Genomic DNA, 26,220 nt, shown 5'->3' on the forward strand with positions numbered 1-26,220 from the left:
GGGGACATGAAATGCTGAAAAACATCTATGCCTGGACGATGGCGCTTGCGGCGCGCAAAACCGCCGTATGGTGGCTGGCGATCGTCGCTTTTGTGGAAAGTTCCGTCTTTGTCGTGCCTGCGGATGTGCTTTTCCTGCCCATGGTGTTGGCCAAGCCGAAAAAGGCGATGTTTTATGCGTTTGTGGCGACGGTCGCCTCGGTCCTCGGCGGCATCGCCGGCTGGTTTCTCGGTCATTATGCTTTCGAGAGCATTGCGCGGCCCATTCTTGAATTTTACGGCAAACTCGACAGTTTCGAACAGCTGAAGAACTCGGTGGACTACGAAACCATCGTTCTCCTGCTGGTGACATCGGGGCTGGCGCACCTGCCGCCGATCAAGGTGGTGACGATCCTTTCAGGCGCGGCCAATATCAGCCTCGGCCTGTTCATTCTTTCAGCCGTCGTCACACGTGGCGCCCGCTTTTTCATTCTTGCCGGATTGCTGCAGAGATATGGGGATTCAGTGCGCCATTTCATCGAAAAACGCCTCGGCGTCATCACGGCCGCAGCCGCCGCGGCGCTCATCGCGGTCTATGCGGTTTACGTTTTCGTGCGTTGATCGAACGCATTTTTTTACTCTTACAATACTGTCGCATAACTTTCAGCTTGCTGTCAGAATCCGTCTGTATCGGTTCTCTTGTCGAGTAAGGGAACCGTTTTATTATGCGAAGATTTTGGAAGTGCTCCTTTGGGGGCATGGGCTTTGTTGTGCTTGCGGCAGGCGGATATCTTTACGCCATCCAGCTCCTCGGCAACTTTCACGAGGTGGTGGCCGGTCAACTTTACCGCTCCAACCAGCCAAGCAATGAAGAGCTTGTCCGCTACACCAGGGATCACGGCATCAAGACGGTTATCAACCTGCGCGGACCGAATGAATCCCAGGCCTGGTACCGGGACGAGGTCGAAACAGCGCGCGAGCTTGGGTTGAAGCACATCGATTTCGGCATGTCGGCCAGCCGGGAACTCAACATGGATCAGGTCAACCAGCTCGTCGCGATCATGCGCGATGCGCCGAAACCGATCCTCATCCATTGCAAGGCCGGCGCTGACCGGACGGGCCTCGCCACCGCTCTTTACCTCAGTCGCGTCGCACGCCTCGGCGAGAAGGAGGCGGAAAGCCAGCTTTCGGTGCGTTACGGCCACATCGGCATTCCCTATCTCTCGGCAACCTATGCCATGGACAGAACATGGGAGAATGTAGAGCGCATGCCAATCACGGACGACTTCGCCATCGCCTCAAACGAGTTCTGAGGGCGCTTTCAGCTGATCCTGCGTAAATCACGGATCGTTCCCGGCACAGGGATTTGCGTTCTGTCTTGATTGCCGATGTGATCAGGCTGCACGCAATTCTCGGTGCGGGCTTGCTCAATTGGCGAGGCCATAACAGCGGCGGAGCGGTGATAAGGCGGACCAGGATCCGGTCCGTAATCGACGCGACCCGCAACGCACTATCTTGTCGGAAATATCTTGCCGGAGGGCGATTCTGGCAGGTGCGGGCTCCATCCACATCAAAGGCATGGTCCGTCAAAGTTACGATATCCTCACGGGGTAAGCCGCATCCAACGGCAAACAGCCGGCTCAATCGCCTGCCATATCCGGTGTCCAGCCGCGCGTATATCCTTTGCCCATGATGGCAACCGCAAGGGAAAGCTGTTCCTGCAAATGTTCGATTTCACCAAGCAGCGTTTCGACGGCGGCCCTTGCATCGCCGTCGTGACACTGGATGACGTATCCGGCTATGTCGTCCGGCCGTACGGGGGTGGTTTTTGCAGCATCGGACATCTCGGTGACCTCTCTTTTGTTCACTAAATGTTCTAATTTTAGCGAAGAGTCAACAAAGCAATGCGTGCAATCATTCTCTTTGACGAAAGGCGAGTGGCATGAACAAAGGGCAAATCGCCAACCTGTTGATTACTAGGCATTCCTCGCTACCGGAATGAACGAATGGCGGCTGGTGAGCGCCATACGGCAGTGGATGGCTGAGGCATGACGCAAGCGCCCCGGATGAAACAAACCGGGCTGGGCTGCGTCAAAAAGACCGTGCTTGCGTGCATGAATGAAGTTGCTGAAACAGCAGTTTTGACGTAGCTCTAGTCGCGGGAGATTATGTCAAGAATAGACTGGAAATATTCAAAATGACGGATTGGAATTGGGTGGATTTGTTCCCTATAGTCTTCTTCCCGTTCAAGATTATCGTATTGGGTACAGGCATGTACTTCGCCATCAAGTGGCATCACGATCAGGCGAAGAAGGAAAAAGAAACCAGCGGATCGTAAACGCCCGCCGGACACACTCGTGACGCCTCAGATTAACCCGGCCAATATCGAGTGATGCGGCAGCAATGCGCGCAACAGGGCAAGGCCACGCGCACCTTCATCTCAAACACCTGTTCCAGCGACTGCCGCTCGAAAATCATTCTGATCGCTTCAGCTGCATCGCTGTCATCGCTATGCGTTGACTTATAAACGCTAGTGCCGCGACTGAATCCCCGTAGTCACCACAATGGGCTATCTTTGCGTTTGATAAGTTTCGAGGGGCAAATCACCACTCCATAACGAAGCAACAATTGCGACCGACGCTAACGCCGAAAGCCCTTGTCCTCCGCAGGGTGGTGAATACGGCGGGTGGCCCCACAATTATGCTGCGACGTGGTTCGTGTGGGCAAGCCCTAATGGACTGCGGGATCCTCGTCTTCAAGAAAGCTACGAATGCCGTCCTTTTCGCACGTGGCAAGGAATTCTTCCCATGCATCTTTATCGGTGGCGAAAGGCTCGTCCCAGGTGGTGACAAGGTCATTTTCGCTTATGACCTCAAGCTTCCAATCCTGCTGCGTGCCGGCCGATCGGTAGATATCGACGAGGACCGTGACACCGTCATCTTCGAATTCGCCTGAAAATTCGGAGTGTTCGATTTTTGATTTCTTCGCCATGTCAATGTCCTTCAGGCTCAGGCTTCGTCAGGGTGCTGGGGGCGTGCTTGAACACGATAACCGTCAGGGGGACGGCGATGGCGGCAGGAACAAATTTGGTCTAGCGCTCAATCAATCAGCCTCCAGCAAATCAAATGCGCGCCGTCAAGGCGGGAAAGAACCAAACACCACGCAAAGCCTAACGCGCAGTTGCGAGAGTGGACCCGAGGGCTGCAAAATCGCTAAAACAAATATAGCCAGCTCTGGGGGAACTGGCTATCTATCTGATTTTTATGGTCGGAGCGGCGGGATTCGAACCCACGACCCCTTGACCCCCAGTCAAGTGCGCTACCGGGCTGCGCTACGCTCCGAACCTGAAAGCCGTTTATATATAAGCCTGTTAGGGCGCAAGCGGAAAATCGCCTTTTCTCAAAAAAAGGAACAAAGGGTGTGGATGGCGGGCAGGGGACAGACTGTCGTTCGGCTCTCTACCGGTTGCTTCCGTCAAACGCATGACACATCCTCTTTCCATCATGGCTGGAACCTGCGGTGAACTTCAGCGTTCAATTGCAGCGGAATTGAAACTCAGGGAGATAAATATGTCCGAACTCGTCGTTGTTGGTTTTGATGGAACGGAAGAGGCCGACCGCGTTCTTCTGAAGCTTGCCGGCCTGAAAAAGGAATATCTGGTCGATCTGGAAGACGCCGTGGTCGTTGTTCGTGATGAAAACGGCAAGGTGCATCTGAAGCAGAGCGTCAACCTGACGGCGCTTGGTGCAAGTTCCGGTTTTCTGTCCGGCGGCCTCTGGGGCGGCCTTGTCGGCCTGCTGTTCCTTAATCCGCTGGCGGGCTTTGCAATTGGCGGCGCAATTGGTGCCGGCACGGGCGCGCTGGCGGGTTCGCTGACCGATTTCGGCATTGATGACGATTTCATCAAATCCCTTGGCGAAACCATTCCCAATGGCTCTTCGGCACTGTTCGTGCTGATCCGCAAGGTACAGCCGGAAAAGGTTCTGGCGGAACTGGAAGGGCTGCGCGGCCGGGTCATCAAGACCTCGCTGTCTCCTGAGCAGGAAGCGCAATTGCAAAAAGCTCTGTCGGGTGAAACCGCGCAGGCAGCTGCGCCCGTCGCTTGAATGGCAACAGGAACAACGCTGCGGCATGATCGATGCCGCAGCTTTTTGTCCAGATGGGTCCGGAAGCGGCCGCTTAGACGGTCAGCGTGCCGGGTTTAGCCTGCGGCCAGGTGAGATAATAATAGCGGCTGCCGACGCTGCCGAAAAACGCGTTGTCGCCGGAAATCCTGTCAACATAAGCGCCGCTGGCGCTCTTGCTATAGGCTGAGCCGTCGCGTTTGAGGTGATCCTTCAGAAAATCGCTCCAGCCCGTAGTGGCGATCTCGGTTGCCGGTTTCGAGGTGGTTTTCGAATCGGCCTTCACGTCCCACGCCTTGATCTGCGCGCCTTCGGATGGATCGGATACGGTGAGCGTGCCGGCGGCCAGTGCTTCCAGCATCGCCTTTGCCTGCGAGGCCTTGTCCGGGTCCTTGGACAAATCCTCCAGCATCGCCTTCAGATCCTTCATGAAACCGGCCTGCGTAATATCGCCGGATGAAGCCTGAGGTGTCGTCTCGGTCTGCGTCTCCACGCCGGCGGTCTGCGCATATTGCGCCAGAAGCTGTGTCAGCCTCGTATTTGTGGAAGAAGACGTATCGACGCCATAGGCGCCAAGCAGCGCTGCCCGCGACGAGGAAGATGAGGTCGCGGTGGAGTTGTCATCCTGCTCCTTGATGGCCTTGAGGGCTAATCTGGTGGCGGTGAGGCGGGTGGACAGGTCGACGGAGGAGACCATTTCGGTAACTTTTCCATGATCAGCCCGATACGCATCATTCGTACCGAACCGGCTTGGCGAGGATTGTTGATCCCGCCTTTCGTCTCCTCTCATAAGAAGACCGGGTGCGTCCCGCGCCGCTTGGGCTTGGGTGCACCCGGTCTAATGAAGGAAGTTTGCGCGACGCTTGCGCCTTAATTTTCCTGAACGGAGACGCCGTTCGGGCCGATATTCATCTCGATGCCCTTCGGCTTGCTTTCCTCGTGCCAGACATAGACCCCAAGGCCAACAAGGACCACCAGGAGTGCGCCAATGATGAGATAGAGATTATTGGTCTGCGTCATAAGATGTCTCCCCGTTTGACGATCATAATCGCCGGCTAAACGCATGAAATCGCGCAGGGTTCCGTTAGGGGAAGCATTTTAGGCGTGGCTTGTGCGGCGGCGCAGGTTTTCGCGTTTTTCCAGCGCCATGCAGCCCCACAATATGCCGAGCAGCAGGAAGAAATGCCGCCAGTGATCGGTATCGATGACGGCGCCGATCATGACGTGGCCGACAAAGGTCACCCAGGAAATGATCAGGAACGGCTGCCACGGCCGCGGCCGCAGCAGATGCCTGAAACCGGCAGCGATCGTCCAGCAGATCAGCGTCAGATAGATCACGAAACCGAACCAGCCATGCGTTGTCAGGCTTTTCAGCCAGATATTATGTTCGGCGGCGGGAAAGATATTGTCGAACACCATCGGCCCGATGCCGAGCGGATGTTCCATCGCCAGCAGGAAACCAAGATAGTGACGGGCAAAGCGCCCCAGATGCCCACCATCATAGGATTGCACCGCAGAGGCGCGGCTGAAGAACAGGTCCGAGACCTGTTTGAATTGCAGCGCGATGATGACGGCTGCGACCATGAGCGCGACGGCAACCAGAAACAGCACGAGAATTTTCAGCCGAAACGCGGCAGTGCGCTCCTTCAGCAACATGACGAAGACGAGCAGGAGGGCTGCGAACAGAAACAGGCCCCATGCCGCACGCGAAAATGACAGGAACACGCCAAGCGACAGGATCAGCAGGCCGAGGATACGCCAGGGCGCATGCATTGCCTTGCCGGTAAGCAGGCCATAGATCAGGTAAAGCGACGGTGTCACCAGGAAGGGACCAAAGACGTTCGGGTCCTGAAACGCACCCTTGGCGCGATCGTAAAGCGTGAAGACCTCGAAGCCGGGAAGGGCGTGAAAATATCCGATGATACCGAGCAGCGAGGTGATCAGCGCCGCGGCGAGCCAGGCGCGAAAAATCAGCAGCAGCCGCTGGTACTTGTCCTCGATGATCGCCGCGTAAAAAACCGAGGTCAGCGCCAGAAAGGTCGAGACGGCGAGGTAAAGCGGCCCCTCGTCCAGATCGGCCATGGTGGTGAGCGAAAGGTAACCGCCGACATTAAAGGCAAGCAGCAGGCACAGCAGCAGCACGACGGTGCGGGAAAGGCGCAGGCCCAGCAGGAACCAGATGGCCACTTGCCCGACCATCATCAGCTCGTAGGGCGCCGGTTCGGAGATGACGAAGCCGGAGAGGAACACGCCGAAGGCAATGAAGAACGAACCGACGAGCCGCATGGCGGCCAGAGGCGCATCAAAACCCGGTGCGTGTTGGTAACCGACGTGGGTCAATAGGCGTTTTCCGATTTGAGCAGCCGTATCGGCGTCAGGAACAGGATCTTGAGATCGAGGAAAAGCGACCAGTTCTCGATGTAATAAAGATCGTATTCGGTGCGGAACTTGATCTTGTCGCCATGGTCGATTTCACCGCGCCAGCCATTGATCTGCGCCCAGCCGGTCACGCCGGGCTTGACCTTGTGGCGCGCGAAATAATGCTCCACCACTTCGGTATATTTCAGATCACCCGTCTGGGCATGGACTGCGTGCGGGCGCGGGCCGACCAGCGACAGATCGCCATAGAGAACGTTGAAGAGCTGCGGCAGCTCGTCCATCGACGATTTGCGCAGGAAACGGCCGACCGGCGTGACACGTGGGTCGTTCTTGGTGACGGCCTTCTTGGCGGTGGGATCGCTGAGTTCCGTATACATGGAGCGGAACTTCCAGACATTGATCGTCTCATTGTTGAAGCCGTGACGCTTCTGCTTGAAGAGGATGGGGCCTTTGGACGTGGCCTTGACGGCAATCCCGGCACCCAGCATCACCGGCCAGAACAGGGCGATGCCGAGGAGGCTGAAGGTGATGTCGAATATCCGTTTTGCCACGGAATCCCAGTCGCGGATCGGCTTGTCGAACACATCGAGCATCGGCACATTGCCCACATGCGAATAGGCGCGCGGACGGAACCGCAATTTATTGGCGTGAGCGGCGATGCGAATATCGACCGGCAGCACCCAGAGTTTGCGCAAGAGCTGGAGAATGCGGGCCTCTGCGCTCAGCGGCAGGGCGATGATCAGCATATCGAGCTTTGTCAGGCGGGCAAATTCCACCAGTTCGGCAAAGGTGCCGAGCTTGGGATAACCGGCGACGACATCGGGAGAGCGCTCGCTTTTCCGGTCGTCGAAAATCCCGCAGATGCGGATATCATTGTCCGACTGCTGCTCGAGCGAACGGATGAGGTCTCTGGCAGCATCGCCACCACCGACGATGACGGCGCGGCGTTCCATGACGCCATTGCGGCCCCAGTGGCGAATGGCAAAGCCAAGGATCAGCCGTCCGGTGAAAATGGCTACCGCGCCAATCGCATACCATATGCCGAATGCCGGCCAGGAATGCAGCGCATCGGGAAAAACCACGAGCAGGAAACAGGCGGCGCCCACGAAAGACAGACAGACGGCGCCTTGAATGCGGGCAAACATTTTCAGCGGCGTGCGCAGCGTCGGTAACTGATAACAGTCGCCCGCCTGCAGCAGGGACACGCAGAGTGCCGCACCCAGCACGCCGGCGCTGAAAACCGCCAGAAAGGTTTCGAGACCCCGATCGGCGGCGATGCCGTTGACGATGGCGGCGATGACCACGAGCATCGTGAATTCCAGCAGCCGCAACTGGCCGATCACCATGTTGGGTGAATGGTTGCCGGCACGCAGCTGGTTGGCGATCTGCCGCGCAAGCGGATTGAGAACGACGGTCTCGGACGGCGAAGGCTCACCGGCTTCGCGCTCGGAGATTTGCTTGCGCAACGACGCCAGATCGAATTGCAGTCTGTCCTTGTCAGCCTTGGTCATTACTTGGTCCGCACCCTCTAGCGGATCGGCCCGAAAATCGAAATCGATTTTCGATGGGAACGATGCGCAACTTCAAAGTGGTAAAGCGTCCTTGCGTAGCGTCCGAACGGGCACACGCGCTCTACGAGCAGGAAACTAGCCGAAACATGCTAAGAAACGTTTATGATGCTTTTCTACAGGATGGCGGAATATACAATTAAAAATCGTGTTTTTAAAATGTCTTTAGACGTCAGGCGCGCTTTAGCGTGAAAGCAGGTCGCGATAGAGCTTCATCATGTCATCGGCCATGACAGGCGTTGAAAACTTCGCCTTAAAGCTGTTTGGTGGGGGCATCACCCGCTTTGACCAATCGCCGTCTTCAGCGTCCCTGACCATGATCTTCGCCAGCGCCTCGGCGTCTCCGGCCGGAACCAGCGCCTCGCTGTCTTCTCCCAGAACCTCGGGAATGCCGCCGACATGTGAGGCGATGACCGTCTTGCCCGCCGCCAGCGCCTCAAGCACGATATAGGGCATGGCTTCGGCGCGCGAGGGCACCACCACGGTCTCCGCCAGCTCGAAGGCCTGTCTGGCGGGCATGGCGGCATGCATGGCAATCCGCTGGGAAAGCCCTGATTTGTCGATCATCGCCGCATATTTGTCCCTGTCCGGCCCGTCACCGACGATAACGCCGGACATGGGGTGGCCGATGCTGCGCTCCATCCTGGCGAACGCCTTGATGAAGACATCCGGGCCCTTGAGATCGCGCAACATGCCGATATAGAGGAAACGGGCGGCATCTTCGCGGGCCGGCACGGTTTCGAACTCGCTTTCCTGCACGCCGTTATAGATCATCGCCGTCCGGGTGCGCGGCTTGCCGACCTTGGCTTCATAGGTTTGCTGTTCAAAATTACAGACAAAACAGAGCGCGTCGGTGAAGTGTTCCTGAAACCGTTCGAGCCGCAGGAACAGCTGCCCCTTCAGGCTCTTGCGGTCATAATGCAGGCTGCCGCCATGCGGCGAGTAGAGGCGGGCTACGCGATACCTGTTCGCCCGCAACAATGAGCCGATAAGCCGGGCAAGAGCGCCACCCTTGGCGCTGTGCCCGTGCAAGATGTCCGGCCGCAAACTTTTTATCTGCTTGTAGGATCTCCAGAGTGCCGGCAGGTCACCCGGGCCGATGGAGCGCCTGATTGGCAGGCGGGTAAGCCCCAGCTCCAGCATCGGGGCGATCTGGGCGAAAAGCCGTTCCTCATGTGCGCCACCGGTCGAACTGTCGCAAACGATACCCACCTTGTGGCCCTGTTTGACATGTTCTTCGATCAGGTCGCGCACATGGCGGAAGACACCGCCGACGGGCGAGCGGAAACAGTGAATGATGCGCAGGGGAGGGCCGTCATCCGACACGTGTGCCACTCCGTTTTCAGAAGAAGCGTTCACGTACATAGACCGTATCGCCCGCAAGAATGGGTGCGGTGATGCCGATCCGGCCGGTCATTACTTCGGCGTTGATCTTGCGGGTAAGATCGACATCGGCCTGATTGGCGCGCGGGGTGAACCCGCCGGCGATGGCGATGGCGTTCTGCACCGTCATGCCGGGCACATAGGAATATTGGCCGGGACGACCAACTTCACCCATGATGAAGACGGGGCGATAACGGTCGATCTCGATCGTCACGTCTGGATCGCGCAGATAACCCTGGCGCAATTTCGCGGCAATGGCGGCTTCGAGCTGCGGCAGCGTCTTGCCGCGCGCAGGAACCTGACCGACAAGCGGGAAGGCGACATAACCAGCCTGATCGACCGTATAGGTATTGGTCAGCCCCACCTGTTCGAAGACGTTGATGCGCAGCCTGTCGCCGCTATCGACATGATAGGGTTGCAGGGCCGCCTCATTGAATGAGCGCGGCGCGGGTTGATATGCCGCGCAACCGGAAAGGGCCGTCAGAACGGCGAGCGTCAGTGCGGTGACATGTCGTGATCCGGCGAGCGGCATCTCATCTGGCTCCGAGTCGATCTATGAGCATTCTTATCGTTCTGTTAGGGTTAATGCGCGGTAAACGGCCAGTCCGGAGTGTCGCAATATCCGATTTATTTTGTCGGATTCGCCGAGATTAACTGTTGTGTTACCGCCAAGACTTACAATTCGCGAAAATTGGCCATCTATATTTGAGCGCCCGAGGTTTGTCTCGGTTACGGAGCCCACATGAACGGCGATCGCATGGACGACAGGGATGTGGATATCGATCTGGCACAGCTTGTTGCAGCCATATGGCGGCGCAAGGGCCGGATCGCGGCCGTCACGCTTCTGGCCGGTGGCGCCGCGTTCGTGATCGCCAGCATGATGGCGCCCGCCTACAAGGGTGAAGCGCGTGTCCTCATCGAATCCCGCGCGGCCTCTTTCGGTGCTTCACAGCAATCCAATGCGCCGGCCGAGCCGGTGCTTGATGAATTGACCGTCTCCAGCCAGGTGCAGATCCTGCAATCGGTCGACCTCATCAAGCAGGTCGCGAAAAACATGAAGCTCTATGAGCTGGAGGAGTTCGATCCGGAAGCGCGTCCTTCGCTGGTGTCGGGCCTGCTGGTTGCCTTAGGTCTCAAGAAAGATCCGCTGCAGGTGCAACCCGAAGAGCGGGTGCTGAAGGCCTTCCGCGAGAAATTGCAGGTCTATCAGGTCGAAAGCTCACGCGTCATCACCGTTGAGTTTTCCTCTGAAGATCCGACGCTCGCCGCGGCCATCCCCAACGAGATGATGAAGGCCTATATCGCCCTGCAAAGTGGTGCGAAACTCGACACGAGCACGGAAGCGGCGCGCTGGCTGGAGCCGGAAATCGCCAATCTACGCGAGAAGGTGCGTGAGGCGGACAGGAAGGTCGCGGATTATCGTGCCTCATCCGACCTCCTGTCGGCCGGGCAGGGCGAAACGCTTGCCACCCGCCAGCTCAGCGATATCTCGACTGAACTTGGCCGTATCCGTGGAGAGCGTGCGAATGCGGAAGCGCGGGCGGAAGGCGTGCGCAATGCGCTTTCAAGCGGCCGCCCTCTCGATACCTTCCCGGATGTCGTCGGTTCTCCAACGATCCAGCGGTTGAAGGAAAACGAAACGGGTATCCGCAGCCAGATTTCCGATCTGACCTCCTCCTTGCTGGAAGGCCATCCACGTATTAGGGCGCTGCGCAACCAGCTGGAAGGCATACAGCGGCAGATTCAGGAAGAAACTCGCAAGGTGCTGGCAAGCCTGGAAAACGAAGCCAATGTTTCCCGCCTGCGCGAACGGCAACTGGTGCAGCAATTAAACGTGCTGAAATCCGAAAGTGTGCGTGCCGGGGAGCAGCAGGTCGGCTTGAACGATCTGGAACGCGAGGCTTCGGCCCAACGCCAGCTTCTGGAAACCTATCTTGCCCGTTATCGCGAGGCGACCTCGCGCGCCGGTTCGGTGGATTCAACGCCCGCCGACGCGCGCGTGATCTCAGGCGCGGTGGAGCCGCGTGAGCCCTATTTCCCGAAAACCGGAGCCATCACCATCGTCGTCACGCTGGCGACCTTCCTGCTCTCCTGCATCGTCGTCATGCTGGTGGAACTCTTCACCGGGCGCGCCTTGAAGCCTGTGGGCAGACATCAGGTTCCGCCGCTCTCCGATCCGCCTGCGCCGACGCGTAAACCCGCCGACAGGGACGAGACCACGGATTTGCCGGAGCAACCGGTTGCCACCCATCATGAGTCCTCGCCGCCGGCCGCCCAGGCCATGCCCGCTGCCGCCCACCAGAAGCAACCCATTGTCGAAGAGGTACGGCCGTTACCGGTCGTTGCCGCCACCGCTGCTGCTTCGGCTTCGGTTTTGCCGGTGGAAGAGGTCGCACCTTTGAAAGAAGAGGCGACGAAGGAGGAGATCGAAACCTCCGACGATTTCTCGATCGATGCCGTTGCGGGCTTTCTGGCCACCCGTGTTGCCAAACCCGTCGCTGCCGTTGTGTCTCCAGCCGGAGATAGCGGTTCGACCACCACCGTCATGCTGGCGCGTGCCCTGTCTGAAATGGGCCGCTCGGTCGTTCTCGTGGATATGACGGCTTCGGCTTGTCCCACGCGTCTGATGGTGCCCGAGGCCGGGCTGCCGGGTGTCATGGATCTTCTGGCGGGCGCTGCTGCCTTTGGCGAAACCATTCACGGCGACCGGCTGTCCGATGCGCATATCGTGCCGCGCGGCAATGCGCAGCCGCGTGAGGCCATGCGGGCCATTGATCGCCTGACGATGATTCTAAGCGCCCTGTCTGACGCCTATGATACGGTTCTGGTTGAATGCGGCGCGGTGCAGATTTCGAGCCTTGAAAAAATGCTGCGCAATCTGCCGGCGGAAATCATCGTTTCGGTGCCCGGCAAGGATGGCGAGATGCTGGAAAAGACGCTGGGTGAACTGGTGGCCCAGGGTTACGAGCAGGCATTGCCGATGACGGGTATGCGCAAGCCGGGTCATCTGAGCGCCGCCTGACCGACGGAAAACCCTCTCAGTCAGTGGCAGACATGGCGTCCGTTCTTGGCCGTCCGGCGCGAAAACGCTGGATCAGCGCATAGAGCGCCGGATTGGACTTGATCAGGCTTTTCGTTCTGGCGATGGCGACATAGGCCGAGGCCGCTGCGCGCCCCTTCAATGTCACCGGCAGGAATATATCGTGCTGGGCGGTGGAAAGCGGGCACCAGCTGCGTTTGTAAAGCTGGTCGCCGACGCCGAAATCGAAGAGTGCGGCTTTCTCTCTGCAGGCCCGTTCAATCATCAGCCAGAACAGCAACTCGCCGGGGCTGAGTTCCGAAACCGCCTCATCGATCGAGCCGAACTGGCAGATGATGTGGTCCTGCTTGCGCGAAAGCCCGGATATGGCGGCAATGACGCCCTCGTTTTCGCCATGCAGTCGAATGGCGTGCAGCTCCAGAAGACTGTCCGTGCCCGTTTCCGGGAAGTTGGCCAGATCGTAGAAAAAATCCTTCACCGATTGGCTTCGAAAAACATCCGGGATGCCCTGAGAGGCGAAGCGGGTGGCCTTTTGCCGGAAGAAGGCCTGCAATAATTCGCATTTTTCCTGTGGCGAACGGGCAATCACATGGCTGTAACCGCCCATTTCCTCGGCCCTGCGGCTCTGGATACGGAATTTCTTCCGCCGCCTCTTGGCATTGACCTGTCGCAGGGTGCTTTCAAAACTCTCCAGCAGCGGCAGTTGAAAGGCTGGGTTCTGGTTTTCGACGGAGGCCAGATACGAAAGCGGATTGGTCCTGCCGCGCCAGCTGAGCGGTATGTTCTGCAAGGCCAGAATATCCGCCCGGCCATGCAGCAGTTTTCGCGCCTCGCGGGCAATCGCCGCCGCTGTCTTATGTTCCGCCTGTTCGGCAAAGGACGGATCGAAGAGACCGGTATTGATATTGTTGAAACGGCCGCCCGGAAAACGCGCCTTGCGGATGCCGCTCTCCTGCACGATTTCAAGCGGCAGCAGGAAGACCGTCTTTGCGCTTTGTCTGCCGCGAATGATGAGCAATGGGCTTTTCTGGGTCTGTGCCCAGATGGAACACCAGCCGAACCCCTGATGCAGGGAGTTGAGCGGGTCGCTCTCCATCCGCTCCCAGTCGGGGCGGATGGTGGAAATGTCGTCGACAAGATCGATCACCAGACGGTCGGCACCCCGCCGCTCGCCTTGCATGGCGCTCGACGCTTTGCCCTCTCTGACTGTGACCGGCCCCTCAGCCGCCATCCACTCTCTCCGGTTGTTTCGGTGGGACTATATCGCTGAGCGGCAAACAATCGGTTTATAAAATTGCGACCTCAGGGTGTTGCGCAACGGTTGGCGCTTATCCCTGCTTTTTGGGGCCAGCCATCCATTTGATGATGAGCATGGCCGGCAATATCCACAAAAGCCCGCTCAGCACGAAATAGACCAGATGCACCCACCAGGGCGATTGCGCCAGCGTCGCCGATGCGATGGCAGTCGCCGCCACGGCGTAGATGACGACGAGGCAGATGATGACGATGGTGCCGATAAGCGATCTGAGGCGAGGGGGCATGAAATCTTCCATCATGAGCGCATGTCTCCCAAAGTGTCATCGGTTTGGGAAAAAGACATGCGGAAAACAAAAAATTAGATCGTCTTGGTGATTCGATGAAGAGGCAGGACGATCTGATATGTAAGCGCGACTATACCGCCGCGACCGGATGCCGCAAACCCTGAGGCCTTGTTTTGTGGCGCCGGTTGGGGCTAATCAACATGACTGTATGAGGGAGACCTGAAAAGATGCGTTCGAGCAGCATGACGATGGCAAACGGTTCCGCGGAAATGGTGGTGGAGGCTGCCCTGCAGAAGCAGGAAAAGAACCGCCGCCTGCTGCGCATCTGGCTGCGCGTCGTTCTCTTCACGCTTTTCTGTCTCGTGCTGGTGGGCGGCGCCACGCGGCTTACCGAATCCGGCCTGTCGATCACCGAATGGAAGCCCATCCACGGCGCTATCCCGCCGCTTTCGGTTGCCGAATGGGAAGAGGAATTCCAGCTCTATAAGCGCATCCCACAATATCAGGAAATCAACAGGGGTATGTCGCTTGATGAGTTCAAGACGATTTTCTGGTGGGAATGGGCGCATCGCCTGCTTGCCCGCGCCATCGGTCTCATCTTCGCCCTGCCGCTCGCCTTTTTCTGGTTGACCGGCCGTGTCGAAAAGCGTTTGCGCCTGCCGCTGGTCGGTCTTCTGGCGCTTGGCGGTTTTCAGGGCTTTATCGGCTGGTGGATGGTCTCTTCCGGTCTCGTCAATCGCACGGATGTTTCGCAATATCGCCTCGCCACGCATCTGACCATTGCCTGCCTCATCTTCGCCGGCTGCATGTGGATATTGCGCGGCCTGTCGCATCATTCGCCTGAGGCGGCTGACGAAAAGACGGGCAGGGGCTTTGCCGGCCTGTTGACGGTCCTCTGTCTGTTCCAGATCTATCTCGGCGCGCTGGTGGCGGGGTTGAATGCCGGCCTTTCCTACAATACCTGGCCGCTGATGGACGGCTCACTGGTGCCGGGCGATCTCTTCCTGCAGCAGCCCTGGTGGATCAACCTCTTCGAAAACCCGAAGACGGTGCAGTTCATCCATCGTCTTGGCGCCTACACGCTTTTCGCCGCCACGCTGTGGCACATGGTGTCCATTGCCCGTGCCCTGCCGAATACGCCACACGCCCGCCGGGCCGTGCTGTTCTTCGTGCTCGTTTCCATTCAGGCGGCGCTCGGCATCACCACGCTTCTCATGCATGTGGATATCCACGTGGCGCTCGCCCATCAGGGCATGGCATTGATCGTGCTTGGATTTGCGGTCGCCCACTGGCGCGGTTTCATTGGCGAATATCCGGCGCCTGTCGCCGTCGAAGTCCGGGACTGAGCGCGTTCAGAACTGCTTCAGCACCGTTTTGACAGTAGCTGCGACAGCGAGTTCGTTGTCGCGCTCTTCCGCATTGCTGTCCTCTTCGTGCCATGCGGCCGAAAGGCAGCCATAAGCAAAGGCATATTGCAGCAACACCCGTTCATCCCGCTGCAGCGCCCTGGAAAAAATCGCCGCCATGGAGGCGATACGTGCCTCGCTGCGCGTCAGATCGAAGCGGTCGAGTGGATTGGAGAACATGTTGGCGACATCAAGCGCCGCATCGCCAATCAGGCCCGCCGGGTCGATGATGATCCAGCCGCGCCCGCTGCGCATGATGTTTTCGTGATGCAGATCGCCATGCAGCGGCTTCACATCCCGTTGCCGGTCAATCAGCTCCTGCGCCAGCGCGGCGGCCTCGATATAGATGCTCTCCACGCCGCTGGTGCGATCCTGTTCAGCCTTGCGGAACAGGCTTTCGAAATAGAGAGGCAACGTCAGCAGGCTTGAGGGCGGGGGCTGCTGCGATGGCTGATGGTATTGCAGCAGAACATCGGCGGCGATTTCCGTGGCCGCATCGTCGTCACCGTCGTGGAACAGCACATCGCGCAGGGTTTCCGCGCCGGCGTGTTCCATCAGCAGGATATCATCGGAACGCTCAAGCAGCTCCACGCATCCGACACCCGCGCGCCACGCGATGAAATCCGCGCCGCGAAGGCTGTCCTCAAGCACTTTCTTTTTCAGGACTTTGGCGACGGCTGGAGAGCCGTCACCACGCGTCACCGCGTAGACCACCCCGGCCGGCGTGTCGGCAATCTGTTTTGCGGCCTCGATATTCCACGAGGCCGGAAAAGAGGGGATGGTTCGGCTCATGCAAAAAACCTCATGCCGACAGCATCAGTTCCATGTTCTGCACAGCCGCGCCGGATGCGCCCTTGCCGAGATTGTCGAGCAGCGCCACGAGATTGATATGTTCGCCGCCCGGCGTGCCGAAGACGAAGAGCTTCATCGTGTCCTTGCCCGCCAGTTCCTCGGCATCGATGCGGGAAAGCCCCTTGCTTTCGGCAAGTGGCACCACACTGACGATATCCTGGCCCGCATAATGGGCGGTGAGCGCGGCATGCACCGTCTCGATGCTCGTGCCTTCCTTGAGGTCGGCGGCAAACAGCGGCACCTGCACGATCATGCCCTGCGGGAAACGACCGACGGAAGGCGCAAACAGCGGCGCGCGGTCAAGCTGGCCGTGAATGGTCATTTCCGGCACGTGCTTGTGGGAAAGCGTCAGGCCATAGAGGAAATTATTGGCGCTGATCGCGTCGTCACGGCTCTGATCTTCCATCTGCGCAATCATCTGCTTGCCGCCGCCGGTATAACCGGAAACCGCATTGACGCTGACCGGATAACCATCGGGCAGGATGCCGGCAGCGCGCAGGGGACGGATGAGGCCGATAGCGCCTGTCGGATAGCAGCCCGGATTGGCGACGAAGCGGGCGGAGCGAACCTTCTCACCCTGCTCGCTGTCCATCTCGGCAAAGCCGTAAGCCCAGTCCTTGTGGACGCGATAGGCGGTGGACGTGTCGATGATGCGGACATTGTTGTTGCCGGCCACCATCGAGACCGCTTCCCGGGAAGCATCATCCGGCAGGCAGAGGATGGAAATGTCGGCGTTGTTGAGCATATCCTCGCGCATTGCGGCGTTGCGGCGCTCGGCTTCGGGAATGGACAGCAGGTCAATATCGCGGCGACCAGCAAGGCGCGTGCGGATCTGCAGACCCGTGGTGCCGTGTTCGCCATCGATGAAGATCTTCGCTGTCATGTCCTTGTCCTGACTTTTCAAAGGGTTGTAAGGGTATTCGGAATCAGTTTGGCAGGTGCCGTTTTTGTGTCAGCCGGCCTTGGCCAGCCGTTCGGCACGAAGGCCAAGCATATACATTGCAACGGTGGCTCCGGCAATGGCGGTAATATCCGCATGATCGTAAGCGGGTGCCACCTCCACCACATCGGAGCCGCGAATATCAAGCTGGCCAAGGCCGCGCAGAACCGAGAGAATCTTGGCGCTGGTCGGTCCGCCGGCCACAGGCGTGCCGGTTCCGGGCGCGAAGGCCGGGTCAAGGCAATCGATGTCAAAGGTCAAATAGGCCGGCATGCCGCCCGTATGCTTGACGATCAGCGAGGCGATGTCGCTGGCCCGCATCTCCTCCACCTCGTAGCCGTGGAGAATGCGGATGCCGAAATCGTCAGGCGCATGGGTGCGAATGCCGATCTGGATCGAGCGGTCGGCATTGATCAGGCCGTCACGCACGGCGCGGGCCACGAAGGAGCCGTGGTCGATGCGTTTGCCGTCATCGAACCATGTGTCCTGATGCGCATCGAACTGCACCAGCGCCAACGGCCCATGCTTGGCCACATGCGCCTTCAAAAGCGGCCAGGTAATGAAATGGTCGCCGCCAAGCGTCAGCAGATAATCCGTCTTGGAGATGATGCTGCGAGCTTCCTTCTCGATCGTATCAGGCGTCTTCCAGTGGTTGCCGTAGTCAAGCAGGCAGTCGCCATAATCGACGGTCGGCATATGGGCGAAGAGGTCACGCGCGAAGGGATATTGCGGATCGTTATCGAAAATTGCCGAGGCCCGGCGGATGGCCTGCGGCCCGAAGCGTGCACCCGGCCGGTTGGACGTCGCCGCATCGAAGGGGATACCCCAGATCGCCGTCGAAACGCCCTTGAGGGTCTTGGTATATTTGCGCCGCATGAAGGAGAGCACGCCCGCATGGGTCGGGTCGGTGGCGGCCGATGTCAGCGTGGTTGCGGTAAAGGCATGGTCGATGGTTTTGGATGGCATTGATCACCCCTGTTGCCGTTTGCGCCGAGGGTGCTGTCTTCCTGTTGAAAAAACAAGGGAGGAAACCATGAAAAAAGGCGGAACCGAAGTCCCGCCTTTCGAAGTTCTGAACGAACCGTTCGTAGAAGCGATTAGCGCTTGGAGAACTGGAACGAACGGCGGGCCTTGGCCTTACCGTACTTCTTACGCTCGACGACGCGGCTGTCGCGGGTCAGGAAGCCACCCTTCTTCAGAACGGAGCGCAGGCCCGGTTCGAAGTAGGTGAGGGCCTTGGACAGACCGTGACGAACGGCACCGGCCTGACCGGACAGACCACCACCGGCAACGGTGGCGATGATGTCGAACTGACCTGCGCGGGCAGCGGCGACGATCGGCTGCTGAAGGATCATCTGCAGAACCGGACGTGCGAAATACGTGGTGAAATCGCGGCCGTTGATGATGATCTTGCCAGAACCGGCCTTCACCCATACGCGGGCTACGGCGTTCTTGCGCTTGCCGGTCGCGTAGGAGCGGCCGAGGGTATCAACCTTGCGGACGTGCACGGGAGCCGAAGCTTCCGATGCCGGGGCGAGGTCTTTCAGAGAGGAAAGATCGGCCATTATCAGGCGCTCCTTACGTTCTTCTTGTTAAGCGCGGCCACGTCGAGAACGGTGGGCTGCTGTGCTTCGTGCGGATGGTTAGAGCCGGCGTAAACGCGCAGGTTCTTCATCTGGCGACGGCCGAGCGGGCCGCGCGGGATCATGCGCTCGATGGCCTTTTCAACGACGCGCTCCGGGAAGCGGCCTTCGATGATCTGGCGAGCGGTGCGCTCCTTGATGCCACCCGGGTGACCGGTGTGCCAGTAGTACTTCTTGTCGGAGTACTTGTTGCCGGTGAAGGCAATCTTTTCCGCGTTGATAACGATGACATTGTCGCCATCATCGACGTGGGGTGTGTAGGTGGCCTTGTGCTTGCCGCGCAGGCGGGTTGCAACGATGGTGGCGAGGCGACCAACAACGAGGCCTTCGGCGTCGATGATGACCCACTTCTTCTCCACCTCAGCAGGCTTCTGAACGAAAGTAGACATGAATTTCACTTTCTAATGTGGACCCGTCATCCTCTTGATTGAATAAGAGCATACGGGCGTTTCTTGTTGCTTGGTTTGGTTGCCCTGAGGCTAACCGCAAATGACCCTATTCCGGCTGGAATCCGATCTGGCGCGCTTATACGGTGCGCCGGGGAATGCGTCAATATGACGTCTTTTGAGGACCTTAAAAATAACCAAGCAAAAACAATGGTTTATTGGTGTGGTAATATTTTACCACATAAAATCGGCCTGTTTTAGCCCAGTCTCATGACCAGAACGCCTCCTGCTATGATGCCGCCGGCGAGATAACGCCAGATGCTGGCGCGTTCTTTCAGGATCACGACGGAGATGACAAGCGCAAACAGGATGGATGTTTCCCGAAGTGCGGCGACGACCGCGACGGGGGCCTTGGTCATGGCATAGAGCGCCAGTCCGTAAGAGAGGATGGAGCCGCCGCCGCCGATCAGGCCGCGCCACCAGTTGCGCCGCACATGCGCTGCGACAGCGCTCACGCCGCGTTGGTAAAAGGCGAAACCGAAAAGCAGCACGGGCGGCAGCAGCGACATCCACAGCGTATAGGAGATGGCGTTGCCCGAAAGCCTTGCGCCGACACCGTCGACGAAGGTGTAGGAGGCGATGACGAAGGCATTGATGAGCGCAAGGATGATTGCTTTTCCGCCGCCGCGCCGCGCCTCGAAGGCGAGCGTCAGGATGCCGCCGGAAATGATGGCTATGCCGGCAAGCGCCAGCGGACTCAGGACCTCGCTCAGGAAAAGGCTGCTCGTCGCCGCGACGATCAGGGGCGCCACACCGCGCATGACGGGATAAACGAGGCCGATATCGCCGATCGTATAGGCGGCAGCGACAAGGCGAAAATAGGCAAATTGCAGAATGGCCGAAGCGAAGAGGAATGGAATGGCGACCGGCGCCGGAAATGGCAGGAACGGCAGGAAGGGCAAGGAGCAGGCGGCCGCGCCCGCCGCAATCAGCGAGGCGTCAAGTGACTTGTCGGATCCCGATTTGACCAGTGCATTCCATCCGGCATGCAGGATTGCACCCAGAAGAACCAGAAGAAGAATGTCGATTGTCACAATAGAGACTCGCTCGCGGGCTACTTTGCCAAACCTATAGCATGGGGTTTGACGACCGAAATCCATTTTCGATGGAGGCCGTGAGGTGCCATGGGCGCTTTGTGATCATTTAAAAACGAGTGCGGGTCTCGTCTGATCGTCCGTGCGAATATTCGATCCTTTCGCCGATTATGACATGCGTCAAATTTCAGATTTGTGCATGTCACTATATCTCCTGCTCCGGGGGCAATGTCGCTTTGCCCATGATTTCATCCGAGGAGCTGGCATGCTGGCTCCAGATGCAAGGCTCGGATCACGCTGGCGCTTGCCTGTTTTTCTAAAAATCAGCGCCATTTAAGCTGATATTGGCGTTTAATTCGCATTTCTGGCAGCGTGGATAAGGGCATCAATCCCAATGCCAGTTTCTTTCATTGTTCTGAAAATGAATTTCATATCCGTGTAAAATAGCGAGCTGAAACGTTGCAGTTTTGCAGATAGATTGATTTACAGAATAACTTTCTGAAAATTAGTCAAGTCTAATTCATCGGTGAACGGAATGAAAACAAACAGGAGACGAATGGCGCATGAAATGCACGCTAATGTTGTTTGAGCCGGCATTCCCCCGCATATGGGTCGTTTTGGAAACTGGATGAAAATACTCAATACCAGCTTATGCTGGGTGGTTTCGTGAAATCATTTTGCGTGAATGAAATTGCCCCATATCGAGGCAAGAAAGGGCCACTTTCATGGGCTTTAGACCGGGCAGGGGTTCAAGAATGCGATTATGCGTCCTAAATGACATAAAAGCATAGGACAAAAGCAAGCGCCGGTGGCGGGCAAATGTAGCTGCGGCTTTATGCAGGAAACGCGATACTCGCGCTGATTTCTCAGAAGGGTGCCTGCCAGCATCGCTCAAACTGCGAGATGCGCCAAAGGGACAAGTTGACATGCAGCATGATACTTATGAACCGGACTATCTCCGAAAAATCCTGACCGATGTCAGGACCATCGCCCTGCTTGGCGCCTCACCCAATCCGGACCGGCCGAGCCATGGCGTCATGCGATTTTTATCGTCGAAGGGTTACCGGGTGTTTCCGGTCAATCCCGGCCAGGCGGGCAAGGAGATACTGGGGCAGAAAGTTTATGCCCGGCTTGCCGATATTCCTGAACCCGTGGACATGGTTGATGTCTTCAGGGCGCCCGAATATCTCTCAGCGATCGTCGAGGAGGCGATATTGCTGCCGCAGCGCCCGAAAGTGATCTGGGGCCAGTTATCCGTGCGCGATGACAATGCCGCCGCCAAGGCCGAAGCCTATGGCATGAACGTGGTAATGGACCGTTGCCCCGCAATTGAGTATCCGCGTCTCAATATTGTGCGATAGTTGGTACAGATCGGACTTATCATTTCGCTGCAAGGCATTATGATCCCTCCAAAATTGTATGTGGAGGAAATATCATGTCGAGCAGCAATCCCGGTTTTTCAACACTGGCGGTCCACGCGGGCGCACAGCCAGATCCAACCACCGGCGCACGCGCGACGCCCATCTATCAGACGACCGCTTACGCTTTCCGTGATGCCGATCATGCCGCCGCGCTGTTCGGGCTGAAGGAATTCGGCAATATCTATACCCGCATCATGAACCCCACCCAGGCGGTTCTGGAGGAGCGTGTCGCAGCGCTTGAAGGTGGCACGGCGGCGCTCGCGGTCGCATCCGGCCACGCCGCGCAATTGCTGGTCTTCCACACGCTTTTGCAGCACGGCGACAATTTCGTTGCCGCCCGCCAGCTTTATGGCGGCTCCATCAACCAGTTCGGCCACGCTTTCAGGGGTTTCGACTGGCAGGTGCGCTGGGCCGATGCGACCGATCCGGCCAGTTTCGAGGCGCAGATCGATGACCGCACGCGCGCCATCTTCATCGAAAGCCTCGCCAATCCCGGCGGCACCTTCGTCGACATCGCTGCAATTGCCGATGTCGCCCACCGCCACGGCCTGCCGCTGATCGTCGACAACACCATGGCGAGCCCCTATCTGCTGCGACCGCTGGAACACGGCGCGGATATCGTGCTGCATTCACTGACGAAATTTCTCGGTGGACACGGCAATTCCATGGGCGGCATCATCGTCGATGGCGGCACCTTCGACTGGTCGGCGACGGACAGATATCCGGCGCTGTCGCAACCCCGGCCAGAATATTCGGGCGTCGTGCTGCACCAGACCTTCGGCAATTTCGCCTTCGCAATCGCCTGCCGTGTCCTTGGCCTGCGCGATCTCGGCCCGGCCATCTCGCCCTTCAACGCCTTCCTCATCCTCACCGGCATCGAAACCCTGCCGCTGCGCGTTCAGCGCCATTCCGACAATGCGCTCGCCGTCGCCAAATGGCTGAAGGCGCATCCGAAAGTTGGCTGGGTGCATTATGCCGGGCTGGAGGACAGCGATAACTATGCCATTCAGCAGCATTATTCGCCGAAGGGGGCGGGCTCCGTCTTCACCTTCGGCGTCAAGGGCGGTTATGCCGCTGGCAAGGCGCTGGTGGAAGGGCTGCAGCTTTTCTCGCATCTCGCCAATATCGGCGATACGCGCTCGCTCGTCATCCATCCGGCCTCCACCACCCATGCGCAGCTGACGCCGGAACAGCAGACGGCCGCCGGCGCCGGGCCGGATGTGGTGCGTCTTTCCATCGGTATCGAGGACGTCAAGGACATCATCGCCGATCTTGAACAATCGCTTGCGAAAATCTGAGAGGGCGGCCCGTCATGACGAACTTGCTGACATTTGATGTTTCGGTCGAAGCGGAGCATGGCGCGCCTGCGCCGGAACGGTTGATTTCCGGCGATCCCAGATTCACCACGTGGAATCTGGAGGAAGCGCCAGGCGGCATCTATGCCGGCATCTGGCAATCCACGCCGGGCAAATGGCGGGTGGTCTATGATGAATGGGAATATTTCAACATTCTCGAAGGTCACTCCATCCTGACGGAAGATGGCGGCGCGCCGCGCCACCTGAAGCGGGGCGACCGGCTCGTCCTGCAGCCCGGCTTCACGGGCACCTGGGAGGTCGTGGAAACGACAAGGAAGGATTACGTCATCCGGCTTTGAGGCCGGATGATCCCTGCGGACACCTCAGCTACATCTCACCACGCCAGATCAAGCCGCTCCAGACCATGGAAATGATAGACGTCCTTCACCTTCGGCGGCTGGGCAATCCTGATACCCGGCAGGCGTCTGAACAGCAGCGGCAGGGCAAGATTAAGCTCAAGCCTTGCCAGCGGCGCACCGATACAGAAATGGATGCCGGCGCCGAAGGAGACGTTGGCGCCCTCGTTCCGGTCCGGCTTGAAGGCCAGCGGGTCGGAGAATTTTGCGGGGTCAAGGTTGGCCGCGGCCAGAATGAGGCTGACCTTGTCGCCGCGTTTGAACGTCACACCGTCGATCTCGACCGGTTCCAGCACCCAGCGCTGGAAAATATGGACTGGCGCGCAGATACGCAGCGTCTCTTCAATCGTGCGTTCCGTGGTCGTCTCGTCGCTGAACAGCGTATCAGGCGAGATGCCGCTTTCCAGAATGATGCGTACGGAATTGCCGATCTGGTGCACGGTCGCCTCGTGTCCGGCGTTCAGCAGCACGATGGTGGTGGAAATCAGCTCGTCATCGGTCAGATACTGGCCCTTATGCTCCGTGTGGATCATATGGCTCAGGAGATCGTCTTGCGGTTCCGCCCGCCGTTCCGCGATCACGCTGCGCACATAATCGGAAAACTCCCTGGCTGCCCTGTCGGCAAGAAGCTCGTCCTCGGCAGTGCGTTTGAACATGTACATGCCGACATAGGCATGTGACCATTTCAGAAGCTGCGGCCCCATTTCTTCGGGAATGCCGATCATGCGGGCAATCATCGTCACCGGAATGATATCGGCATAGGTTGAGAGCAGTTCTGTCTTGCCATCGGCTTCGAAGGCGTCGATCAGGCGGTTGGCGAGTTCTTCGATTTCCGGCTTCATCTTGTCGACATGCCGCGAAACGAAGGCGCGGTTGATGAGCGTGCGCAGCCGCGTATGTTCCGGCGGCTCCAGTTCCAGCAACGAATGTTGCTCGGCGGCATCGAAGTGCTTCACATGTTCGAGTGGTTCGGCGAGACCGATTTCCTCACGGCTGGCCACATGCAGGATCTGTCTGCCGAAACGACGGTCACGTAAAAGCGCGCTGACATGGTCATATTCGGTGAAGAACCATTGCCGCTGCTCTTCCCAGTAAAAGGTGGGACATTGCGCGTGAAGCGCCGCATAGACCGGGTTCGGATCATTATAGAAGGCCGGGTCGCGGGCATCAAGTGAAACGCGGCGCGTGGCGGGGTCGATGGTGAGGAAGGGAAATGTCGCTGTCATGCTCAAGGTTTAGTCCGCGTAGTGTGCTTTGGAAAGAGTGGGGAAAAACCGCTGCCTGTTTTTCCGCCTGTCATCGCCTGGGCATCATGTCACCGGCTGGCGATGGCCGATATGCGGTTCAGCGCCGCAACCTGTCGGTCGGCATTGTTGTCCATCGGATTTTCGTCCCGGTCCGGGGAGGGGACGACGACATTGGCCGAATTGACGTGGATGACGGTCCTGTTGCGGCCGGCTTTTTTCGCTGCATAGAGCGCACGGTCGGCTTCCGTCATCATCACGCTCAGGTCGGCATCCTTGATCATGGCTTCCGATATGCCGACGCTGGTGGTGACTTCGATACCTTCGCCCCGTGAACTGATCTTGGAAAGACGCAGATTGCTGCGGATGGCTTCCGCCAGCGTCACCGTGCTGGACGGGCTTTCGACTTCGGCGACCAGCGCGAATTCTTCGCCGCCCATTCTGACGAACAGGCCGCGATCGCCAATGACGCGTTGCGCCATGTTGCAAAAGTGCACGAGCACCGCATCGCCGGACTGGTGGCCATATTTGTCGTTGATCTTCTTGAAATGGTCGATGTCGAACAGCACCAGCGCCACATAACGGCTGGAAGCCGGCGACCGCTTCTTGATGCGCTCGAACTCCTCGAGAAGACCGCGCCGGTTGAGGACGCCGGTAAGGTGGTCAGTCATCGCCAGCCGGTGCAGGCGGGCTTCCGAATCTTCCATGATGATCTTGGCGCTGATCATGATGATGACGGTGAAGCCGAGAATGCCTGAAAAGGCGAGCGGCGACGTCAGCGCGACGGCACTGGGGGACGTGATATCACCGGGAATGATGACCGATGCGATGATGGCGCCGAAAAAGGCCTGCAAAATGAAAATAGCGGCAAGAACCTTGCGGCTGAGCGATGCCCGGCTCCTGTTTGCCAGAACGACGCCGGCCAGCATGAAATAAGCGACGGCGGCACAGGCATGGTAAAGCAGGATACGCGAAACCATGCTGTCCCGCACCGGCGGGATGAGCATGCCGGCCACCCACAAAAGCGCGGGAATGGCGATCCAGCCGGCGAGCTTGCGCTGTTCGAAGGAGAGGAGGCCAGCGAGCCAGAAACCGAAAGCTGAAAGCGCCAGCGTGTTGCCGACGTCAATCGACAGGTAGTTGGGAATGTCGCCGCGCATGGCGACAAGAATGGCGCCGATGCCGGTCGAAAGAAAACCGGCGGCGAAATAGAGATTGTGCTGGCGGGCAGGGCGGTGCAGCCACAGGGTTCCCAAAAGGACGGCAAGGGTGAACGTCTCCGACGCCCAAAGCAGCATGCCCGTTTTTGCATCCAGCATTGCAAAATCCTATCTGCGCTATCATGCCGTGAAAGCGGGATTTGCGGCACGATGTGCGCAATGCCCGCCGGAATTGTTGAGATGCCATTTCGCCCGAATGGGGCGCCCGCTTCCTGACGGAAACCGGAAATTCGCCGCGCAGTATCAGCAGTAAATCCCTAACGAGTTCTTGCCGGTGAGAAGTTATATCT

The 26,220-nt window shown here is 58.5% G+C and carries 27 protein-coding genes and 1 tRNA gene; 9 read left to right on the forward strand and 19 right to left on the reverse strand.

Features of this window, described 5'->3' with window-relative positions; translation table 11 throughout:
- Positions 1 to 11 precede the first annotated feature (11 nt).
- Positions 12 to 599: a YqaA family protein gene (locus EXN68_RS03115; RefSeq protein WP_142839583.1), complete on the forward strand. Its 588-nt coding sequence runs from the start codon at positions 12 to 14 to the stop codon at positions 597 to 599.
- A gap of 137 nt (positions 600 to 736) precedes the next feature.
- The gene (locus tag EXN68_RS03120; protein ID WP_161991176.1) at positions 737 to 1,291 is read left to right on the forward strand and encodes a dual specificity protein phosphatase family protein; all 555 of its coding nucleotides are present in this window, start codon (positions 737 to 739) and stop codon (positions 1,289 to 1,291) included.
- A gap of 327 nt (positions 1,292 to 1,618) precedes the next feature.
- On the opposite strand, the gene EXN68_RS03125 is transcribed toward EXN68_RS03120, so the two are convergent.
- Positions 1,619 to 1,822 carry a hypothetical protein gene (locus tag EXN68_RS03125; protein ID WP_142839585.1) on the reverse strand — a complete coding sequence of 68 codons (204 nt, stop codon included), beginning with the start codon at positions 1,820 to 1,822 and terminating at the stop codon, positions 1,619 to 1,621.
- Positions 1,823 to 2,175: 353 nt separating this feature from the next.
- On the opposite strand from EXN68_RS03125, the gene EXN68_RS27565 reads away from it, so the two are divergent.
- Positions 2,176 to 2,316 carry a hypothetical protein gene (locus tag EXN68_RS27565; protein ID WP_137002497.1) on the forward strand — a complete coding sequence of 47 codons (141 nt, stop codon included), beginning with the start codon at positions 2,176 to 2,178 and terminating at the stop codon, positions 2,314 to 2,316.
- 392 nt (positions 2,317 to 2,708) lie between these two features.
- On the opposite strand, the gene EXN68_RS03135 is transcribed toward EXN68_RS27565, so the two are convergent.
- Together EXN68_RS03135 and EXN68_RS03140 are read right to left on the reverse strand one after the other, a co-directional pair.
- A complete protein-coding gene (locus EXN68_RS03135; protein WP_046800344.1) occupies positions 2,709 to 2,969 on the reverse strand; it encodes a hypothetical protein in 261 nt (86 codons plus the stop codon).
- Positions 2,970 to 3,242: 273 nt separating this feature from the next.
- A tRNA-Pro gene (locus EXN68_RS03140) sits at positions 3,243 to 3,319 on the reverse strand.
- A gap of 228 nt (positions 3,320 to 3,547) precedes the next feature.
- Between EXN68_RS03140 and EXN68_RS03145 the strand changes: the two genes are divergently transcribed.
- Positions 3,548 to 4,084 (forward strand): DUF1269 domain-containing protein, encoded by a 537-nt coding sequence (locus EXN68_RS03145; RefSeq protein ID WP_142839586.1) that lies wholly within the window; start codon positions 3,548 to 3,550, stop codon positions 4,082 to 4,084.
- A gap of 73 nt (positions 4,085 to 4,157) precedes the next feature.
- Here EXN68_RS03145 and EXN68_RS03150 read toward each other — a convergent pair whose 3' ends face one another.
- The 6 genes from EXN68_RS03150 to uppC form a co-directional block, all read right to left on the reverse strand.
- The gene (locus tag EXN68_RS03150) at positions 4,158 to 4,799 is read right to left on the reverse strand and encodes a hypothetical protein (protein WP_142839587.1); all 642 of its coding nucleotides are present in this window, start codon (positions 4,797 to 4,799) and stop codon (positions 4,158 to 4,160) included.
- A gap of 173 nt (positions 4,800 to 4,972) precedes the next feature.
- On the reverse strand, positions 4,973 to 5,122 hold the full coding sequence (locus EXN68_RS27570; RefSeq protein WP_193559493.1) for a hypothetical protein: 150 nt from the start codon (positions 5,120 to 5,122) through the stop codon (positions 4,973 to 4,975).
- Between the two features lie 78 nt (positions 5,123 to 5,200).
- On the reverse strand, positions 5,201 to 6,442 hold the full coding sequence (gene uppF / locus EXN68_RS03160) for a polysaccharide biosynthesis O-antigen ligase family protein UppF (protein WP_142839588.1): 1,242 nt from the start codon (positions 6,440 to 6,442) through the stop codon (positions 5,201 to 5,203).
- Positions 6,439 to 7,992, reverse strand: a complete 1,554-nt coding sequence (gene uppE, locus EXN68_RS03165; RefSeq protein WP_142839589.1) for a polysaccharide biosynthesis glycosyltransferase UppE — start codon at positions 7,990 to 7,992, stop codon at positions 6,439 to 6,441. Before uppE ends, uppF begins: the two co-directional genes overlap by 4 nt.
- Before the next feature lie 240 nt (positions 7,993 to 8,232).
- The gene (gene uppD / locus EXN68_RS03170) at positions 8,233 to 9,375 is read right to left on the reverse strand and encodes a polysaccharide biosynthesis type 4 glycosyltransferase UppD (RefSeq protein ID WP_161991177.1); all 1,143 of its coding nucleotides are present in this window, start codon (positions 9,373 to 9,375) and stop codon (positions 8,233 to 8,235) included.
- A gap of 16 nt (positions 9,376 to 9,391) precedes the next feature.
- The gene (uppC, locus tag EXN68_RS03175) at positions 9,392 to 9,964 is read right to left on the reverse strand and encodes a polysaccharide export protein UppC (RefSeq protein ID WP_046800338.1); all 573 of its coding nucleotides are present in this window, start codon (positions 9,962 to 9,964) and stop codon (positions 9,392 to 9,394) included.
- A 210-nt stretch (positions 9,965 to 10,174) separates the two neighbouring features.
- Here uppC and uppB point away from each other — a divergent pair, with 210 nt between their 5' ends.
- Positions 10,175 to 12,454, forward strand: coding sequence for a polysaccharide biosynthesis protein UppB (gene uppB, locus EXN68_RS03180; RefSeq protein ID WP_142839591.1), 2,280 nt, complete (start codon positions 10,175 to 10,177; stop codon positions 12,452 to 12,454).
- 16 nt (positions 12,455 to 12,470) lie between these two features.
- Here uppB and uppA read toward each other — a convergent pair whose 3' ends face one another.
- Positions 12,471 to 13,703 carry a polysaccharide biosynthesis GNAT family N-acetyltransferase UppA gene (uppA, locus tag EXN68_RS03185; protein WP_142839592.1) on the reverse strand — a complete coding sequence of 411 codons (1,233 nt, stop codon included), beginning with the start codon at positions 13,701 to 13,703 and terminating at the stop codon, positions 12,471 to 12,473.
- Positions 13,704 to 13,800: 97 nt separating this feature from the next.
- The gene (locus tag EXN68_RS03190) at positions 13,801 to 14,013 is read right to left on the reverse strand and encodes a DUF2842 domain-containing protein (protein ID WP_142839953.1); all 213 of its coding nucleotides are present in this window, start codon (positions 14,011 to 14,013) and stop codon (positions 13,801 to 13,803) included.
- Positions 14,014 to 14,240: 227 nt separating this feature from the next.
- Between EXN68_RS03190 and EXN68_RS03195 the strand changes: the two genes are divergently transcribed.
- The gene (locus EXN68_RS03195; protein WP_142839593.1) at positions 14,241 to 15,359 is read left to right on the forward strand and encodes a COX15/CtaA family protein; all 1,119 of its coding nucleotides are present in this window, start codon (positions 14,241 to 14,243) and stop codon (positions 15,357 to 15,359) included.
- Between the two features lie 6 nt (positions 15,360 to 15,365).
- Here EXN68_RS03195 and EXN68_RS03200 read toward each other — a convergent pair whose 3' ends face one another.
- From EXN68_RS03200 to EXN68_RS03225, 6 genes are all read right to left on the reverse strand, one after another.
- Complete coding sequence (locus EXN68_RS03200; RefSeq protein WP_142839594.1) at positions 15,366 to 16,211, reverse strand: aminoglycoside phosphotransferase family protein; 846 nt, start codon at positions 16,209 to 16,211, stop codon at positions 15,366 to 15,368.
- Positions 16,212 to 16,221: 10 nt separating this feature from the next.
- Positions 16,222 to 17,154 carry an N-acetyl-gamma-glutamyl-phosphate reductase gene (gene argC, locus EXN68_RS03205; RefSeq protein WP_142839595.1) on the reverse strand — a complete coding sequence of 311 codons (933 nt, stop codon included), beginning with the start codon at positions 17,152 to 17,154 and terminating at the stop codon, positions 16,222 to 16,224.
- A 69-nt stretch (positions 17,155 to 17,223) separates the two neighbouring features.
- On the reverse strand, positions 17,224 to 18,177 hold the full coding sequence (speB, locus tag EXN68_RS03210) for an agmatinase (protein WP_142839596.1): 954 nt from the start codon (positions 18,175 to 18,177) through the stop codon (positions 17,224 to 17,226).
- 131 nt (positions 18,178 to 18,308) lie between these two features.
- Positions 18,309 to 18,776, reverse strand: coding sequence for a 30S ribosomal protein S9 (rpsI, locus tag EXN68_RS03215; protein WP_080852221.1), 468 nt, complete (start codon positions 18,774 to 18,776; stop codon positions 18,309 to 18,311).
- 2 nt (positions 18,777 to 18,778) lie between these two features.
- Complete coding sequence (rplM, locus tag EXN68_RS03220) at positions 18,779 to 19,243, reverse strand: 50S ribosomal protein L13 (protein ID WP_035242586.1); 465 nt, start codon at positions 19,241 to 19,243, stop codon at positions 18,779 to 18,781.
- 254 nt (positions 19,244 to 19,497) lie between these two features.
- Positions 19,498 to 20,334 (reverse strand): EamA family transporter, encoded by an 837-nt coding sequence (locus EXN68_RS03225; RefSeq protein ID WP_142839597.1) that lies wholly within the window; start codon positions 20,332 to 20,334, stop codon positions 19,498 to 19,500.
- Between the two features lie 926 nt (positions 20,335 to 21,260).
- Here EXN68_RS03225 and EXN68_RS03230 point away from each other — a divergent pair.
- The 3 genes from EXN68_RS03230 to EXN68_RS03240 all read left to right on the forward strand — a co-directional run bounded on the left by EXN68_RS03230 (position 21,261) and on the right by EXN68_RS03240 (position 23,409).
- Positions 21,261 to 21,695, forward strand: a complete 435-nt coding sequence (locus EXN68_RS03230; RefSeq protein WP_142839598.1) for a CoA-binding protein — start codon at positions 21,261 to 21,263, stop codon at positions 21,693 to 21,695.
- A gap of 74 nt (positions 21,696 to 21,769) precedes the next feature.
- Complete coding sequence (locus EXN68_RS03235; protein ID WP_142839599.1) at positions 21,770 to 23,053, forward strand: O-acetylhomoserine aminocarboxypropyltransferase; 1,284 nt, start codon at positions 21,770 to 21,772, stop codon at positions 23,051 to 23,053.
- 14 nt (positions 23,054 to 23,067) lie between these two features.
- A complete protein-coding gene (locus tag EXN68_RS03240) occupies positions 23,068 to 23,409 on the forward strand; it encodes a cupin domain-containing protein (RefSeq protein WP_142839600.1) in 342 nt (113 codons plus the stop codon).
- Between the two features lie 35 nt (positions 23,410 to 23,444).
- On the opposite strand, the gene EXN68_RS03245 is transcribed toward EXN68_RS03240, so the two are convergent.
- Together EXN68_RS03245 and EXN68_RS03250 are read right to left on the reverse strand one after the other, a co-directional pair.
- A complete protein-coding gene (locus EXN68_RS03245) occupies positions 23,445 to 24,692 on the reverse strand; it encodes a cytochrome P450 (protein ID WP_142839601.1) in 1,248 nt (415 codons plus the stop codon).
- 89 nt (positions 24,693 to 24,781) lie between these two features.
- A complete protein-coding gene (locus EXN68_RS03250) occupies positions 24,782 to 26,029 on the reverse strand; it encodes a GGDEF domain-containing protein (RefSeq protein ID WP_142839602.1) in 1,248 nt (415 codons plus the stop codon).
- Positions 26,030 to 26,220 lie beyond the last annotated feature (191 nt).

Source organism: Martinezella rhizogenes (assembly GCF_007002745.1).
In the GTDB taxonomy this organism is placed as follows: Bacteria; Pseudomonadota; Alphaproteobacteria; order Rhizobiales; family Rhizobiaceae; genus Agrobacterium; species Agrobacterium cucumeris.

What these genes read in the sequence shown, in the direction of transcription:
- uppB (WP_142839591.1), top strand. Translation starts at nt 10,175, where the DNA reads ATGAACGGCGATCGCATGGACGACAGGGATGTGGATATCGATCTGGCA.
- EXN68_RS03115 (WP_142839583.1), top strand. Translation starts at nt 12, where the DNA reads ATGCTGAAAAACATCTATGCCTGGACGATGGCGCTTGCGGCGCGCAAA.
- EXN68_RS03120 (WP_161991176.1), top strand. Translation starts at nt 737, where the DNA reads ATGGGCTTTGTTGTGCTTGCGGCAGGCGGATATCTTTACGCCATCCAG.
- EXN68_RS03235 (WP_142839599.1), top strand. Translation starts at nt 21,770, where the DNA reads ATGTCGAGCAGCAATCCCGGTTTTTCAACACTGGCGGTCCACGCGGGC.
- EXN68_RS03125 (WP_142839585.1), bottom strand. Translation starts at nt 1,822, where the DNA reads ATGTCCGATGCTGCAAAAACCACCCCCGTACGGCCGGACGACATAGCC.
- argC (WP_142839595.1), bottom strand. Translation starts at nt 17,154, where the DNA reads ATGACAGCGAAGATCTTCATCGATGGCGAACACGGCACCACGGGTCTG.
- speB (WP_142839596.1), bottom strand. Translation starts at nt 18,177, where the DNA reads ATGCCATCCAAAACCATCGACCATGCCTTTACCGCAACCACGCTGACA.
- uppA (WP_142839592.1), bottom strand. Translation starts at nt 13,703, where the DNA reads ATGGCGGCTGAGGGGCCGGTCACAGTCAGAGAGGGCAAAGCGTCGAGC.
- EXN68_RS03250 (WP_142839602.1), bottom strand. Translation starts at nt 26,029, where the DNA reads ATGCTGGATGCAAAAACGGGCATGCTGCTTTGGGCGTCGGAGACGTTC.
- EXN68_RS27565 (WP_137002497.1), top strand. Translation starts at nt 2,176, where the DNA reads ATGACGGATTGGAATTGGGTGGATTTGTTCCCTATAGTCTTCTTCCCG.
- EXN68_RS03190 (WP_142839953.1), bottom strand. Translation starts at nt 14,013, where the DNA reads ATGCCCCCTCGCCTCAGATCGCTTATCGGCACCATCGTCATCATCTGC.
- rpsI (WP_080852221.1), bottom strand. Translation starts at nt 18,776, where the DNA reads ATGGCCGATCTTTCCTCTCTGAAAGACCTCGCCCCGGCATCGGAAGCT.
- EXN68_RS27570 (WP_193559493.1), bottom strand. Translation starts at nt 5,122, where the DNA reads ATGACGCAGACCAATAATCTCTATCTCATCATTGGCGCACTCCTGGTG.
- rplM (WP_035242586.1), bottom strand. Translation starts at nt 19,243, where the DNA reads ATGTCTACTTTCGTTCAGAAGCCTGCTGAGGTGGAGAAGAAGTGGGTC.
- EXN68_RS03245 (WP_142839601.1), bottom strand. Translation starts at nt 24,692, where the DNA reads ATGACAGCGACATTTCCCTTCCTCACCATCGACCCCGCCACGCGCCGC.
- EXN68_RS03200 (WP_142839594.1), bottom strand. Translation starts at nt 16,211, where the DNA reads ATGAGCCGAACCATCCCCTCTTTTCCGGCCTCGTGGAATATCGAGGCC.
- uppC (WP_046800338.1), bottom strand. Translation starts at nt 9,964, where the DNA reads ATGCCGCTCGCCGGATCACGACATGTCACCGCACTGACGCTCGCCGTT.
- EXN68_RS03195 (WP_142839593.1), top strand. Translation starts at nt 14,241, where the DNA reads ATGCGTTCGAGCAGCATGACGATGGCAAACGGTTCCGCGGAAATGGTG.
- EXN68_RS03240 (WP_142839600.1), top strand. Translation starts at nt 23,068, where the DNA reads ATGACGAACTTGCTGACATTTGATGTTTCGGTCGAAGCGGAGCATGGC.
- uppE (WP_142839589.1), bottom strand. Translation starts at nt 7,992, where the DNA reads ATGACCAAGGCTGACAAGGACAGACTGCAATTCGATCTGGCGTCGTTG.
- EXN68_RS03150 (WP_142839587.1), bottom strand. Translation starts at nt 4,799, where the DNA reads ATGGTCTCCTCCGTCGACCTGTCCACCCGCCTCACCGCCACCAGATTA.
- EXN68_RS03135 (WP_046800344.1), bottom strand. Translation starts at nt 2,969, where the DNA reads ATGGCGAAGAAATCAAAAATCGAACACTCCGAATTTTCAGGCGAATTC.
- EXN68_RS03230 (WP_142839598.1), top strand. Translation starts at nt 21,261, where the DNA reads ATGCAGCATGATACTTATGAACCGGACTATCTCCGAAAAATCCTGACC.
- EXN68_RS03145 (WP_142839586.1), top strand. Translation starts at nt 3,548, where the DNA reads ATGTCCGAACTCGTCGTTGTTGGTTTTGATGGAACGGAAGAGGCCGAC.